Annotated in this window: 14 protein-coding genes; 8 read left to right on the plus strand and 6 right to left on the minus strand. The window is 57.5% G+C overall.

The window, feature by feature from the left end:
- Positions 1 to 41: 41 nt before the first annotated feature.
- Positions 42 to 1,058 (minus strand): lipoate--protein ligase LplA, encoded by a 1,017-nt coding sequence (lplA, locus tag DG357_RS03430; RefSeq protein ID WP_028015442.1) that lies wholly within the window; start codon positions 1,056 to 1,058, stop codon positions 42 to 44.
- Positions 1,059 to 1,097: 39 nt separating this feature from the next.
- Positions 1,098 to 1,742, minus strand: coding sequence for a YtjB family periplasmic protein (locus DG357_RS03435; RefSeq protein WP_088204596.1), 645 nt, complete (start codon positions 1,740 to 1,742; stop codon positions 1,098 to 1,100).
- Between the two features lie 117 nt (positions 1,743 to 1,859).
- On the opposite strand from DG357_RS03435, the gene serB reads away from it, so the two are divergent.
- From serB to nadR, 3 genes are read left to right on the plus strand one after another with little or no spacing between them, the layout of a single operon-like run.
- Complete coding sequence (serB, locus tag DG357_RS03440; protein WP_028015444.1) at positions 1,860 to 2,828, plus strand: phosphoserine phosphatase; 969 nt, start codon at positions 1,860 to 1,862, stop codon at positions 2,826 to 2,828.
- Between the two features lie 11 nt (positions 2,829 to 2,839).
- Positions 2,840 to 4,225 (plus strand): DNA repair protein RadA, encoded by a 1,386-nt coding sequence (gene radA / locus DG357_RS03445; RefSeq protein ID WP_003856523.1) that lies wholly within the window; start codon positions 2,840 to 2,842, stop codon positions 4,223 to 4,225.
- 35 nt (positions 4,226 to 4,260) lie between these two features.
- Positions 4,261 to 5,493, plus strand: coding sequence for a multifunctional transcriptional regulator/nicotinamide-nucleotide adenylyltransferase/ribosylnicotinamide kinase NadR (gene nadR, locus DG357_RS03450; RefSeq protein WP_003856522.1), 1,233 nt, complete (start codon positions 4,261 to 4,263; stop codon positions 5,491 to 5,493).
- Positions 5,494 to 5,533: 40 nt separating this feature from the next.
- Here the strand turns inward: nadR and DG357_RS03455 are convergent, their stop codons facing one another.
- Positions 5,534 to 6,535 carry a zinc-binding alcohol dehydrogenase family protein gene (locus DG357_RS03455; RefSeq protein ID WP_088204595.1) on the minus strand — a complete coding sequence of 334 codons (1,002 nt, stop codon included), beginning with the start codon at positions 6,533 to 6,535 and terminating at the stop codon, positions 5,534 to 5,536.
- Positions 6,536 to 6,643: 108 nt separating this feature from the next.
- Between DG357_RS03455 and DG357_RS03460 the strand changes: the two genes are divergently transcribed.
- Positions 6,644 to 7,543, plus strand: a complete 900-nt coding sequence (locus DG357_RS03460) for a LysR family transcriptional regulator (RefSeq protein WP_047367295.1) — start codon at positions 6,644 to 6,646, stop codon at positions 7,541 to 7,543.
- A gap of 63 nt (positions 7,544 to 7,606) precedes the next feature.
- On the opposite strand, the gene ettA is transcribed toward DG357_RS03460, so the two are convergent.
- Positions 7,607 to 9,274, minus strand: a complete 1,668-nt coding sequence (gene ettA, locus DG357_RS03465) for an energy-dependent translational throttle protein EttA (protein ID WP_003856515.1) — start codon at positions 9,272 to 9,274, stop codon at positions 7,607 to 7,609.
- A 227-nt stretch (positions 9,275 to 9,501) separates the two neighbouring features.
- Here ettA and sltY point away from each other — a divergent pair, with 227 nt between their 5' ends.
- A complete protein-coding gene (sltY, locus tag DG357_RS03470) occupies positions 9,502 to 11,439 on the plus strand; it encodes a murein transglycosylase (protein ID WP_048960647.1) in 1,938 nt (645 codons plus the stop codon).
- A 55-nt stretch (positions 11,440 to 11,494) separates the two neighbouring features.
- On the plus strand, positions 11,495 to 11,824 hold the full coding sequence (gene trpR / locus DG357_RS03475) for a trp operon repressor (protein WP_024907404.1): 330 nt from the start codon (positions 11,495 to 11,497) through the stop codon (positions 11,822 to 11,824).
- Here trpR and yjjX read toward each other — a convergent pair.
- The gene (gene yjjX / locus DG357_RS03480) at positions 11,815 to 12,330 is read right to left on the minus strand and encodes an inosine/xanthosine triphosphatase (RefSeq protein ID WP_041911281.1); all 516 of its coding nucleotides are present in this window, start codon (positions 12,328 to 12,330) and stop codon (positions 11,815 to 11,817) included. The genes trpR and yjjX overlap by 10 nt on opposite strands.
- Positions 12,331 to 12,380: 50 nt before the next feature.
- Here yjjX and gpmB point away from each other — a divergent pair, with 50 nt between their 5' ends.
- Positions 12,381 to 13,028, plus strand: coding sequence for a 2,3-diphosphoglycerate-dependent phosphoglycerate mutase GpmB (gene gpmB, locus DG357_RS03485; protein WP_008502057.1), 648 nt, complete (start codon positions 12,381 to 12,383; stop codon positions 13,026 to 13,028).
- On the opposite strand, the gene robA is transcribed toward gpmB, so the two are convergent.
- Complete coding sequence (gene robA / locus DG357_RS03490; protein ID WP_028015450.1) at positions 13,025 to 13,894, minus strand: MDR efflux pump AcrAB transcriptional activator RobA; 870 nt, start codon at positions 13,892 to 13,894, stop codon at positions 13,025 to 13,027. The two genes, gpmB and robA, sit on opposite strands and share 4 nt — an antisense overlap.
- 211 nt (positions 13,895 to 14,105) lie before the next feature.
- Between robA and creA the strand changes: the two genes are divergently transcribed.
- Positions 14,106 to 14,576: a protein CreA gene (gene creA / locus DG357_RS03495; RefSeq protein ID WP_014882476.1), complete on the plus strand. Its 471-nt coding sequence runs from the start codon at positions 14,106 to 14,108 to the stop codon at positions 14,574 to 14,576.
- The last annotated feature ends 94 nt before the right edge of the window (positions 14,577 to 14,670 follow it).

The raw sequence follows: 14,670 nt of genomic DNA on the forward strand, positions 1-14,670 counted from the left end.
TTTTCCAGGCCCGCTAAGCGCAGCGCCAGCGGGCTTTTTTACTAGCGTACTGCCTGCGCAATCCATGCCGATAAGTCCCGCAACTCTTGTTCCTGCTCCGGGAAATCCCCCATTAACGCGTCGCACTCCTGCTGCAGCATATCCGCCCGATACAAACAGCCCTGCAAGCGGGCCGCCAGCGCTTCCAGCGGTGCCGGGTTGAGGCTGTCCGTAAACACCTGCGTGCGGGTAATGTGGCCTTTCTCCACGTCAAAGTGCAGCTCCACGCCGCCCCAGGTAAAACGTTCGTCCAGCAGGTGTGAAAACGCCGGTGCCTGGCCGAAGTTCCATTCCCAGCTGCTCTGGCGTGCAAATGTTTCGGCGAAGTTGGGCAGATCCGGGGTCTTATCCGGTGAAATCACTTCCGCATCCACGCGCTCGCCGTAATGTTCAAAGAACGCTTCACGGATCGCGTCGCAAATCTGCTCGTGCGTAATCCCCGGCAGCAGCTCCACCAGATTCGCCACGCGTCCGCGCACGGAGGTAATGCCCTTAGCCTGGAGCTTTTTCTTATCAGGATTAAGGTAGTTCGCCAGACGGCTCAGGTCGGCGTTCAGCAGCAGGGTGCCGTGGTGGAACCCGCGATCCATCGTTTCGCGGTAGGCGGAGCCGGAGATCTTGCGGTCGCCCTCGGGCGTTTTGACCACGAGATCGTTCCGCCCCGAGGCTTCAGCCGTCACGCCGAGCGCATTGAGCGCATTGAGCACAATAGACGTAGAGATAGTTTTGTCGTATTCCGGTTTTCCCGCCATAAAGGTAAAACAGGTATTGCCCAGATCGTGAAACACCGCGCCGCCGCCGCTGCTCCTGCGTGCGAGACGGACGTTGTCCTCTTCCATACGCCGGGTGTTGCACTCTTTCCACGGGTTTTGCGCGCGGCCGATGACCACCGTATCGGCGTTACGCCAGAGAAACAGGACGCGCTGGGTGGCGGGCATCTGGCGGAAGATGCACTCTTCAACCGCGAGATTAAACCAGGGATCGTGAGAGTCAGAGATAAGCAGGCGTAACGTCGTCATGGCAGAGTTCCTTTTCCATATCTTTCGCCTACTTTATCACTATTCCTTCTTCTCGCTCTCTTCGTCTTCGGGAACCGACCTGCTGGCGGTCAGCAGGAACGGCGACTGCTGCCAGCGGGTACGCTTGCCCTGAAGCAATGTGCGCGCCAGCACGACGCCAATCGCCAGCGAGAGTAACAGCATCAGGCGCAGAATATTGGTGGTGTTATCCACCTGCTTAGCTTCTGTTGGCAGGGTGTGGGTATCCAGCGTCAGGCGCAGATACCCCAGCGGGCCATTTTTACCCTGAACGGGTTCGACAATCTGCTGGTTGAAATAGCCTCCGGCTTTTTTGCCGTCCAGCGCCAGCCTGTCGCGCACGTCGACGTGCTCACCGGCGCGGACAATCAGGTCGCCTTTTTCATCGTACACGCCCGCATCCAGAATGCGGCTGTTTTCCGTGAGCTGACGCAAGACCTGGCCTATCCGCTTATCGTCCGGCGTTTCATTGCGCATCAGGGGCGCAACGTTAAGCGTCACCTGACGCGCCAGGGTACGGGCCAGCTCTTCAAACTGCGGGTTGCGCTGCCGCTGATGATTCTGGCTAAACCACGATGCCCCTTGCATCAATGCGACTAACAGTGCGAGACAGATCAGGACAATCACGGCGCGATGAAGCCGGAATTTCAGTTTTGCGCGAGCCATATTCCACCTGCTGAAAATTTAGGGCTTAATGTTGCCAGAAGTGATGGTTACAGGGTAGCCTCATGCGTTATTTTCCCTCTGGAACCTTCCGGCGCGAACAAAATTACAGGAGCTTTAATGCCGAACATTACCTGGTGTGACCTGCCAACGGATGTCTCTTTATGGCCAGGATTGCCGCTCTCGTTAAGTGGCGATGAGGTGATGCCTCTGGATTACCACGCTGGCCGTAGCGGCTGGCTCCTCTATGGACGCGGTCTGGATAAGCAACGCCTGACCCAGTATCAAACCAAACTGGGCGCGGCGATGGTCATTGTTGCCGCCTGGTGCGTGGAAGATTACCAGGTCATTCGCCTCGCGGGTTCCCTGACGCAGCGCGCCACGCGTCTGGCGCATGACGCCGGGCTGGACGTAGCGCCTCTCGGCAAAATTCCGCACCTGAAAACGCCGGGTCTGCTGGTGATGGACATGGACTCCACCGCTATTCAGATCGAATGTATTGACGAGATTGCTAAACTGGCAGGCAGCGGTGAGCTGGTGGCGGAAGTCACCGAGCGTGCGATGCGCGGCGAGCTGGACTTCACCGCCAGCCTGCGCCAGCGCGTGGCGACCCTGAAAGGGGCCGATGCTAACATCCTGCGCCAGGTGCGCGACGTGCTGCCGCTGATGCCGGGGCTGACGCAGCTGGTGCTGAAGCTCCAGTCCCTCGGCTGGAAAGTGGCGATCGCCTCCGGTGGCTTTACCTTCTTTGCGGATTATCTACGCGAGAAACTGCATCTGACCACGGTGGTCGCTAACGAGCTGGAAATCATGGACGGCAAGCTGACCGGCCAGGTGATCGGCGATATCGTGGATGCTCAGTACAAAGCCAATACCCTGACGCGCCTGGCGGAAAAGTATGAGATTCCGGTCGAGCAGACCGTCGGCATTGGCGACGGCGCGAACGATCTGCCAATGATCAAAGTGGCTGGCCTTGGCATTGCCTACCATGCCAAACCAAAAGTGAATGAAAAGACGGAAGTCACTATCCGTCACGCTGACCTGATGGGGGTGTTCTGCATTCTCTCCGGCAGCCTTAATCAGAAATAACGAGGTAAACCGTGGCGAAAGCTCCAAAACGCGCATTTGTCTGTAATGAATGTGGTGCGGATTATCCGCGCTGGCAGGGGCAATGCAGCGCCTGTCATGCCTGGAACACCATCACCGAAGTGCGTGGTGTGGCGGCTTCGCCGAGCGTGGCCCGCAATGAGCGCCTGAGCGGCTATGCGGGCAATGCAGGCGTGTCGAAGGTGCAAAAGCTTTCTGATATCAGCCTGGAAGCGCTGCCGCGCTTTTCCACCGGCTTCAAAGAGTTTGACCGCGTGCTCGGCGGCGGCGTGGTGCCGGGCAGCGCGATTTTGATCGGCGGTAACCCAGGGGCGGGGAAATCGACCCTGCTGCTGCAAACGCTCTGCAAGCTCGCCGAACAGATGAAAACCCTGTACGTGACGGGTGAAGAATCCCTCCAGCAGGTGGCGATGCGCGCTCACCGTCTCGGCCTGCCGACTGGTAACCTGAACATGCTGTCGGAAACCAGCATCGAGCAGATCTGCATGATTGCCGAAGAAGAGCAGCCGAAGCTGATGGTGATCGACTCCATCCAGGTAATGCACATGGCGGACATTCAGTCCTCGCCGGGCAGCGTGGCGCAGGTGCGTGAGACCGCCGCTTACCTGACGCGCTTTGCCAAAACGCGCGGCGTGGCGATTGTGATGGTCGGCCACGTTACCAAAGATGGCTCTCTGGCGGGTCCGAAGGTGCTCGAACACTGTATCGACTGCTCGGTGATGCTCGACGGCGACGCGGATTCCCGCTTCCGCACCCTGCGCAGCCACAAGAACCGCTTCGGCGCGGTGAATGAGCTGGGTGTGTTTGCTATGACCGAGCAGGGGCTGCGCGAGGTCAGCAACCCGTCGGCCATCTTCCTGAGCCGCGGCGATGAGATCACCTCCGGCAGTTCGGTAATGGTGCTGTGGGAAGGGACGCGCCCGCTGCTGGTTGAAATTCAGGCGCTGGTGGATCACTCGATGATGGGTAACCCGCGGCGCGTGGCGGTCGGTCTGGAGCAGAACCGCCTGGCGATCCTGCTGGCGGTGCTGCACCGTCACGGCGGGCTGCAGATGGCGGATCAGGATGTGTTCGTCAACGTGGTTGGCGGGGTGAAAGTCACTGAGACCAGCGCAGACCTGGCGCTGCTGCTGGCGATGGTCTCCAGCCTGCGCGACAGACCGCTGCCGCAGGATCTGGTCGTCTTCGGTGAAGTGGGTCTGGCCGGGGAAATCCGTCCGGTGCCCAGCGGCCAGGAGCGTATCTCCGAAGCGGCAAAACACGGCTTCCGTCGGGCGATCGTTCCCGCCGCCAACGTGCCGAAAAAAATCCCGGAAGGGATGCAGGTCTTTGGCGTTAAGAAACTCGCAGATGCGTTAAATGTCTTTGACGACTTATAATTACGTATTCGATTTTGCAGGAGGCACCGTAATTTATGTCATCATTTGACTACATCAAGACCGCGATCCGCCAGAAGGGCTGCACGCTGCAGCAGGTGGCGGACGCCAGCGGCATGACCAAAGGCTACCTGAGCCAGTTGCTGAACGCCAAAATCAAAAGCCCCAGCGCGCAGAAGCTTGAAGCGCTGCACCGCTTTCTGGGGCTGGAGTTCCCGCGAATGCAAAAGAACATCGGCGTGGTGTTCGGCAAGTTTTATCCGCTGCATACCGGGCATATCTATCTGATCCAGCGCGCCTGTAGCCAGGTGGACGAGCTGCACATCATCATGGGCTACGACGAAACGCGCGATCGCCAGCTCTTTGAAGACAGCGCCATGTCGCAGCAGCCCACCGTGCCTGACCGTCTGCGCTGGCTGCTTCAGACCTTTAAGTACCAGAAAAACATTCGCATTCATGCCTTTAACGAAGAGGGCATGGAGCCGTACCCGCACGGCTGGGACGTGTGGAGCAACGGCATCAAAGCGTTTATGGAAGAGAAGGGCATTGCACCTAACTGGATCTACACCTCTGAAGAGTCCGACGCGCCGCAGTTCCGCGAGCATCTGGGCATCGAGACGGTGCTGATCGACCCGAAACGCACCTTTATGAACATCAGCGGGGCGCAGATCCGCGAGAACCCGTTCCGCTACTGGGATTATATTCCGACCGAAGTGAAGCCGTTCTTCGTGCGTACGGTGGCTATTCTGGGCGGCGAGTCGAGCGGTAAATCAACGCTGGTCAACAAGCTGGCGAACATCTTCAACACCACCAGCGCGTGGGAGTATGGACGCGATTACGTCTTCTCTCACCTCGGCGGCGACGAGATGGCACTGCAGTATTCCGACTACGATAAAATCGCGCTCGGGCACGCCCAGTACATTGATTTCGCGGTGAAATACGCTAACAAAGTGGCGTTTATTGATACCGATTTCGTCACCACGCAGGCGTTCTGTAAAAAGTACGAGGGGCGCGAGCACCCGTTCGTGCAGGCGCTGATTGACGAATACCGCTTTGACCTGGTGATCCTGCTGGAAAACAACACCCCGTGGGTGGCCGACGGCATGCGCAGCCTGGGCAGCTCGGTGGACAGGCGCGAGTTCCAGACCATGCTGGTGGAGATGCTCAACGAGAACAACGTTGAGTTTGTGCATGTGGAAGAGTCGGATTATGACACCCGCTTCCTGCGCTGCGTCGAGCTGGTGAAGGAGATGATGGGGGAGCAGGGGTAATAACTTCCCCCTCGCCCTTTTGGGGTGAAGGGGGAATACCTCAGAACTCAACCACCACCTTCCCGCGCATATGCCCCTCCAACACCTTACGGTGCGCTTCGGTAATGCTTTCCACGCTCAGCCCGTGCAGCGTTTCGCTGAGCGAGCTTTCCACCACGCCGTTATCCACCAGCTTCGCCACCTCATTTAAGATCTCACCCTGACGCGCCATATCAGCCGTCTTGTACATGCTGCGAGTGTACATAAACTCCCAGTGCAGGGCGGCGGATTTGGACTTCAGCTTGTCCTGGTTCAGCGGATGTTCATTCTCAACGATGGAACAAATATGCCCCTGCGGCGCAATCAGTTCGCTGACCGCATCCCAATGCCCGTCGGTGTCGTTGAGGATGAAAATATAATCCACGAAGGTAAGCCCCTGCTTCGCCAGCTCGCCTTTTAGATCGCGGTAGTTGACCACTATGTCAGCACCGCGATCGCGGCACCATTGGGCGGAATCTTCTCGTGAAGCGGTTGCGATAATCTTCACCTTGCTGTTGTGCTTCGCAAACGGGATCGCCAGCGATCCCACGCCGCCCGCGCCGCCGATGATCAGCAGGGTTTTGTCCGCTTCGGCGTCCTGAATATTCAGCCGTTCAAACAGACCTTCCCACGCGGTGAGCGCAGTTAAGGGTAGCGCAGCGGCTGCCGCCCAGCCGAGGCTGGCAGGTTTGTGGCCGACAATGCGCGCATCTATCAGCTGATGAGTGGTATTGCTGCCCGGGCGGGTGATGTCGCCCGCGTACCACACCTCATCACCTGGTTTGAAACCGGTGACGCCAGCTCCAGCGGCTTTGACGACCCCGCTGGCATCCCACCCCAGAATTCGCGGCTCGTTCAGCCCATTTTTGGCGATGCCTGCATGCACTTTGGTATCAACCGGGTTAATCGATACGGCTTTCACCTCTACCAGCAGATCGTGTTCGCCAGGCGTCGGCATTGGCGGTGTGATTTCAATGAAGGTGGACGGATTTTCTGGGTTAACGGCAATGGCTTTCACTGACATGGTGTGCTCCTCAATGGAATGCGTTTTGTTGAGGCTAGTCTATTAAGTGGCCAGCCGCATGATAAGATGGACAATCATGAACTCAGCGTTCGTACAGGGTGAACAATCATGTTTAAACAGCTGCAGGATATGGCGCTGTTTGCGCTGGTGGCGGAGATGGGCAGTTTCACCGCGGCGGCGCAGAAAGCCGAACTGCCGAAATCCAGCGTCAGCCAGCGGATCAGCCAGCTGGAACAGCAGGTGGGGATCCGTCTGCTGAATCGCACGACGCGCAGGATCAGCCTGACGTTCGCGGGCGAGCACTATCTGGTGCACTGTCGGGAGATGCTGGCGGCCAGCGAGCGGGCGGAGTATGCCATTCAGCGCCTGCGTGAAAACCCCAGCGGCCGGCTGCGTATTACCTGCCCGGCGGGGATTGGCGCGACCCTGCTGGCGCATATGAATGCCGAGTTTCAGCTTCGCTATCCTGACGTGTCGCTCGATGTATCGATCTCTGACGACGTGGTGGACCTGGTCGAGTCCGGTTTTGACGTGGCGCTGCGCACCGGCAAGCCGCAGGACTCCTCTCTGATTGGCAGAATGATCGGGCACTGCCCGCGCTACATGCTGGCCTCGCCGGATTATCTGGCACGCCGGGAGCCGTTAATCCATCCCCGACAGCTGGTGGAGCACCGCTGTATTACGCACCGGGCGTGGTCGGAGTGGCTGCTGCGAAGCGAGGGTGAGGATTACCGCTACCTGCCGGACAACGGCCACATGACCGATAATCTGGTGTACGCCCGCGAATGCGCGATTGCCGGGGCGGGGATCACGCTGCTACCCGCATTTCTGCTGGAAGATAAGATCGAAAAGGGGGCGTTGGTTCAGGTGCTGCCGGAATGGCGCGTTGAAGGTAACGATCTCTGGCTGGCCTATCCGAGCCGGAAGCTGAATTCGCCCGCGCTGATGAGCTATATCGAGTTTGCGATGCAGTTTGATGAGGTGAAGCGGTATTACGTGGGTGGGTGATGTTGTGCGGTCTGATGCCCTCACCCTGAATAAAAAACGGCAACCGAGGTTGCCGTTTTGCTTTTATTTCGCAATACGCTTGTACTTAATACGCTTCGGCTCCAGTGCGTCTGCGCCCAGCGTGCGTTTTTTGTACTCTTCGTATTCGGTGAAGTTACCTTCGAAGAACTCCACTTTACCTTCGTCCTGGTAGTCCAGGATGTGGGTCGCGATACGGTCCAGGAACCAGCGGTCGTGCGAGATAACCATGGCGCAGCCCGGGAACTCCAGCAGGGCGTTTTCCAGTGCGCGCAGGGTTTCGATATCCAGGTCGTTGGTCGGTTCATCGAGCAACAGAACGTTACCGCCCACCTGCAGCAGCTTCGCCAGGTGCAGACGTCCGCGCTCACCGCCGGACAGCTCGCCCACGCGTTTGCCCTGGTCGGTGCCCTTAAAGTTAAAGCGGCCAACGTAGGCGCGGCTTGGCATCTCGGTGTTGCCGATACGCATGATATCCAGACCGCCGGAGACTTCTTCCCACACGGTTTTGCTGTTATCCATCGCGTCACGGAACTGGTCAACGGAGGCCAGCTTCACGGTTTCACCCAGGGTGATTGAGCCGCTGTCTGGCTGTTCCTGACCGGACATCATACGGAACAGGGTCGATTTACCCGCGCCGTTCGGACCGATGATGCCAACGATAGCGCCTTTCGGTACGGAGAAGGTCAGATCGTCGATCAGCACGCGGTCACCGTAGGACTTACGCAGGTTGGTCACTTCAACCACTTTATCCCCCAGACGTGCTCCAGGTGGAATAAACAGTTCGTTGGTTTCGTTACGTTTCTGGTATTCGGTGTTGTTCAGTTCTTCAAAGCGTGCCAGACGGGCTTTGCCCTTAGACTGACGGCCTTTCGCGCCCTGACGAACCCACTCCAGCTCTTTCTCGATAGACTTGCGACGGGCCGCTTCCTGAGAGGCTTCCTGCGCCAGACGCTGATCTTTCTGCTCCAGCCAGGAAGAGTAGTTGCCTTCCCACGGAATACCTTCACCGCGGTCCAGCTCCAGGATCCAGCCGGCGACGTTGTCGAGGAAGTAACGGTCGTGGGTAATTGCCACCACGGTGCCTTCGAAGTCGTGCAGGAAGCGCTCCAGCCACGCCACGGATTCCGCATCCAGGTGGTTGGTCGGTTCGTCGAGCAGCAGCATGTCTGGTTTTTCCAGCAGCAGGCGGCACAGCGCCACGCGGCGGCGTTCACCACCGGAGAGATTCGCGATTTTCGCATCCCAGTCCGGCAGACGCAGGGCATCCGCCGCGCGCTCCAGCTGCACGTTCAGGTTGTGACCGTCGTGCGCCTGGATGATCTCTTCATATTTGCCCTGCTGAGCGGCCAGTTTGTCGAAGTCCGCATCCGGCTCGGCGTATTTGGCATACACTTCATCCAGACCTTTCAGCGCGTTAACCACTTCGGATACCGCTTCTTCAACGGATTCACGTACGGTGTGTTCCGGGTTCAGCTGAGGTTCCTGCGGCAGGTAGCCGATCTTGATGCCTGGCTGCGGACGGGCTTCACCTTCGATGTCTGTATCGATGCCGGCCATGATGCGCAGCAGGGTGGACTTACCGGCACCGTTGAGACCCAGCACACCAATTTTTGCGCCCGGGAAGAAGCTCAGCGAGATATTTTTAAGAATATGACGTTTCGGCGGGACAACTTTGCCGACACGATGCATGGTATAAACGAATTGAGCCACGTGGACTTCGCCTCTTTTATCGTAAATGAGAAGGAATTTCAGCCTCGAAGTGTAGCCTTTTTCACGCCCTAATCCCAGCCAGGAACGTCGGGAGTGTTAAAACGCGCAAGAAAGGTAAAAAAGTGTCCATGACGTGGCGCGTTGCTGGATGCCTGGTTAGCATAAGTTGTTGTGACTTTGACGTGGCAAGACGCTGCAATTGACGAAAAAACAATGAGGAAGAGCTTGTGGAAAAAGCCAAACGGGTGGTCTGGCGTCTGCTGGCTGCCAGCGTATGCGTAATGGCGGTAAGCCAGGCGGTGCATGCCGATTCACTGGATGAACAACGTAACCGCTACGCCCAGATTAAACAGGCGTGGGACAACAAGCAGATGGATACCGTGCAGGCGCTGATGCCGACGCTGAAGGATTATCCGCTGTATCCGTACCTTGAGTATCGCCAGATCACGGACGATCTCATGAATCAACCGACCGTCACCGTGAATAATTTCATTCAGGCGAACCCGACCCTGCCGCCTGCCCGAAATCTCCAGTCTCGTTTTGTGAATGAGCTGGCGCGGCGTGAAGACTGGCGCGGCCTGCTGGCGTTTAGCCCTGACAAGCCGAATACCACCGAAGCGCAGTGTAATTACTACTATGCGAAATGGGCGACCGGGCAGCAGGAAGAGGCCTGGGCCGGGGCGAAAGATCTGTGGCTGACCGGCAAAAGCCAGCCGAACGCCTGTGATTCCCTGTTCGGCGCATGGCGCGCTTCCGGCAAGCAGGATCCGCTGGCCTACCTTGAGCGCATCCGCCTGGCGATGAAAGCCGGCAACACGCGTCTGGTGACCGCGCTGGCAGGGCAGATGCCGTCCGATTACCAGACGATCTCCTCGGCGGTTATCGCGCTGGCAAACGATCCGAACAGCGTCCTGACCTTTGCCCGCAGCACGGGCTCGACCGATTTTACCCGCCAGATGGCGGCGGTAGCTTTTGCCAGCGTGGCGCGTGACGATGTCGAAAACGCGCGGCTGATGATCCCGCAGCTGGTGCAGGCGCAGCAGCTGAATGAAGATCAAACCCAGGAGCTGCGCGACATCGTGGCCTGGCGACTGATGGGCACGGACGTGACCGACGAACAGGCGCGCTGGCGTGACGATGCGATCATGCGCTCAAACTCGACCTCGCTTGTCGAGCGCCGCGTGCGCATGGCGCTGGGCACCGGCGACCGCCGTGGCCTCAACACCTGGCTCGCGCGTTTGCCGATGGAAGCCAAAGAGAAGGACGAATGGCGCTACTGGCAGGCCGATCTGCTGATGGAGCGCGGTCGTGAAGACGAAGCCAAAGAGATTCTTCACTCGCTGATGCAGCAGCGCGGGTTCTACCCGATGGCGGCGGCGCAACGGCTGGGCGAGGAGTACACGCTTAAGATCGACAAAGCGCCCGCTAACGCGAACCCCGCTCTGACGCAGGGGCCAGAGATGGCGCGCGTGCGCGAGCTGATGTACTGGAACATGGATAACACCGCGCGCAGCGAGTGGGCCAACCTGGTGACCAGCCGCACCACGGATGAAAAAGCGCAGCTTGCCCGCTATGCGTTTGATAATCGCTGGTGGGATCTGAGCGTGCAGGCGACGATTTCAGGCAAGCTGTGGGACCATCTCGAAGAGCGTTTCCCGCTGGCGTATAAAGATCTGTTTGACCGCTACACCAGCGGCAAAGATATCCCGCAAAGCTACGCCATGGCGATTGCCCGTCAGGAGAGCGCCTGGAACCCGAAAGTTCGTTCACCGGTGGGTGCCAGCGGGCTGATGCAAATTATGCCGGGAACGGCGACGCATACGGTGAAGATGTTCAACATTCCAGGTTACAGCAGCCCGTCACAGCTTCTCGATCCGGATACCAACATCAACATCGGCACCAGCTATTTGCAGTATGTCTATCAGCAGTTTGGCAATAACCGCATCTTCGCGTCGGCGGCGTATAACGCCGGTCCGGGCCGCGTGCGCACCTGGCTTGGCAACAGTGCAGGACGCATTGACGCAGTGGCGTTCGTGGAGAGCATTCCGTTCTCGGAAACGCGCGGCTACGTGAAGAACGTGCTGGCTTATGACGCCTACTATCGCTACTTCATGGGGCAGAAAGATACCCTGATGAGCGATGCCGAGTGGCAGAGACGTTACTGATCGGCATGGGTTGTGTTATGCTGTACTCGCTAAAGAGTACAAGAGGCAGCATAACATGACCCAGCATTCCCCGTATTCCTCGGCAATGGCCGAACAGCGTCACCAGGAGTGGCTTCGTTTTGTGGAGCTGCTTCGCCAGTCTTACGAGCAGGATTTGCACCTACCCCTCATGCAGCTGATGCTTACGCCGGACGAGCGTGAGGCGCTGGGCACGCGCGTGCGGATTATTGAAGAGCTATTGCGCGGTGAGATGAGCCAGCGCGAGCTGAAAAACGAGCTGGGCGCGGGCATCGCGACGATCACCCGTGGATCGAACAGCCTGAAGTCTGCGCCGGTTGAGCTGCGCCAGTGGCTCGAGTCAGTCTTATTGAGCGATCAACGATAAATGGCGTTATGAAACGGGCTCAGCGCCAGGATCACCGCCTGATGGTAAACCCCTGAACGCGTGAGCTTACCCGCCGTAAAGACGCCAATCGCCCCTTCTTTACGCCCAATCTCATCAATGCCGGTGTACTGTGACATCACCGGCCCGAGCGCTTCACCTGCACGGACTTTTTCCAGAATGATCTCCGGCAGCGGCAGGGTGGCTGAGCGCGCTTCGCCGCGCTGCTCACGGCTTTCAATCACCACCCAGCTAAAGGTTGCGCCTTCGTCGATGCCTGCTTCAATGGCGACCCAGAAGTCAGCCTTCGGGGCCGCGGCTTTTGCATTTGCCACGCGATTTCGTGCGCCAGCGCGCGTTTCCTCGCTGCCAAACGGCTGTTCAGGTACGCCACTCTCGACGCCGATGGCCTCAATATGGCAGGATCCTTCGCCGAAAATCTCTTCAAAAGCCTTTAGAATTGCCTGAATTTTGGCAGGATTGGTGGTAGCAGAGACAACATGGTGCATAATTAAGCTCGATTCAAAAAAAACTCATCGCAGTATAACGGAAAAAAAGCATGTTACAGGTATACCTTGTTCGCCACGGTGAAACGCAGTGGAACGCCGAGCGACGTATTCAAGGCCAGTCAGACAGTCCTCTCACCGAGAAGGGTGTGCAGCAAGCGTGGCAGGTGGCGGAACGCGCCAGAACGCTGGGCATTACCCACGTTATTACCAGCGATTTAGGTCGCACACAGCAGACGGCGCGCATCATTGCCGACGCCTGCGGCTGCGATGTGATGCTTGAGCCGCGCCTGCGCGAGCTGGATATGGGCGTGCTGGAAAAGCGCCATATTGATACGCTGACGGAAACGGAAGAGGGCTGGCGCCGCACGCTGGTGAACGGTACCGAAGATGGTCGTATTCCTGAAGGGGAATCCATGCAGGAGCTGAGCGTGCGTATGCATGCCGCGCTGGCTGAATGCCTCAAGCTTCCGGCAGGCAGCCGTCCGCTGCTGGTGAGTCACGGTATCGCGCTCGGCTGCCTGGTGAGCACTATTCTGGGGTTACCGGCTTACGCTGAGCGTCGGTTACGCCTGCGTAACTGCTCCATTTCACGGATTGATTATCAGGAAAGCGCGTGGCTGGCGTCGGGCTGGGTCGTGGAGATGGCAGGGGACATTTCGCATCTCGATGCCCCTGCGCTTGATGAACTGCAGCGTTAACGACGGACAGGAATCAAGAATTCCATACGCAGATTGATTGGGCCTTCTTCCGGTTTGGCATCCTGCGCCGGGTAGTAGCGCTCGATATCCTGACCTTTACGGCGATTCAGATTCAGCATTGGCATGCACGTCCCGTAAACGGTCAGGATAAACTCCTGGACGCCCGTACCCAGTCCTTCATACGAGAACATCACGTACTCGCCGCCTTCCAGCACGACCGGCTTCGAACCCTGAATGTAGCCATTCGCCAGCTCCGGCGTCAGCGCGGTGGTGTAAAACACCTCCTGCTCGTCGTCTTTTTCCTGGCTTGGATGCGTTTCGTTGAGGCCATACAGGATCGGCGGAATGGCCGGCGCATGGCTCAGGAAATCGCGCCAGAACTGGACGCGCATCTGATGGCGGAACTCAGAAATCTGCTCCAGAGAGCACGAGTAGCTCTGGGTTGTACCGATCAGATGGGTTTCCGGCAGAGTGACCATTTCGTATTTCGGCATCGCGAACTCGCCCAGACGCAGCGGCGGACGCATGCCAAACGAGCTCCAGTCAGGCGAGCGGCGATAGAGCGCTGGCGTCAACGAGAACTGTTTTTTAAAGGCACGGGTGAAGGTCTGCTGCGAATCAAAACGGTACTGCAGGGCAATATCCAGAATTGGCCGCGCGGTCAGGCGCAAAGCCACCGCAGATTTCGATAAACGACGTGCGCGAATATAGGCACCGATAGCATGACCGGTGACATCCTTGAACATCCTTTGCAGATGCCACTTGGAATAGCCCGCTTTAGCCGCCACATTATCCAGTGACAAAGGCTGGTCGAGATGACCTTCCAGCCAGGTGAGCAGGTCGCGAATAATTCCAGCCTGATCCATATACTATCCTCATCCTTAAAACAGCAGGTGCCTGATAACAGGTTAGCGGATAATAGCATTTTTTGATGTTTTAGCATTCAGTGTTTTTTTTGCGCATTAATGCCTTTTCTCTCTCATTTTGGGTGAATATATTCTAATCCTGTGATCTTGCTACATTTTTGACTAACGTGTTGAATAATCGCTCAAAGCAATTTTAAAGAATGGTAACAATATGAAATACAAGACTTTGCTTCTTACTGCCCTGTTGCTGGTAGCGGGCCGTGCGGCGCAGGCGGAACAGATTGGTTCTGTCGATACCGTGTTCAAAATGTTCGGTCCGGACCACAAAATTGTGGTGGAGGCGTTTGACGATCCGGACGTGAAAAACGTCACCTGCTACGTCAGCCGCGCGAAGACGGGCGGTATTAAAGGCGGCCTGGGGCTGGCGGAAGACACTTCCGATGCGGCGATCTCCTGTCAGCAGGTGGGACCGGTTGAGCTGAGCGATAAAATCAAAAACGGCAAAGCGCAGGGCGACGTGGTGTTCCAGAAACGGACCTCGCTGGTGTTTAAAAAGCTCCAGGTGGTGCGTTTCTATGATGCGAAACGCAACACGTTAGCTTATCTGGCTTATTCCGACAAAGTCGTGGAAGGCTCACCGAAAAACGCGATCAGCGCGGTGCCAATTATGCCGTGGCATTGATTTTCCTGAATATTATTGATCGTACCAATGACATTATTACCTTATTAAATATGCGGTTTTAGGTGTAATGAAGTCGGTGCGATCAATTTTTAAA

It is taken from the genome of Enterobacter bugandensis, assembly GCF_900324475.1.
Taxonomy (GTDB): Bacteria; Pseudomonadota; Gammaproteobacteria; order Enterobacterales; family Enterobacteriaceae; genus Enterobacter; species Enterobacter bugandensis.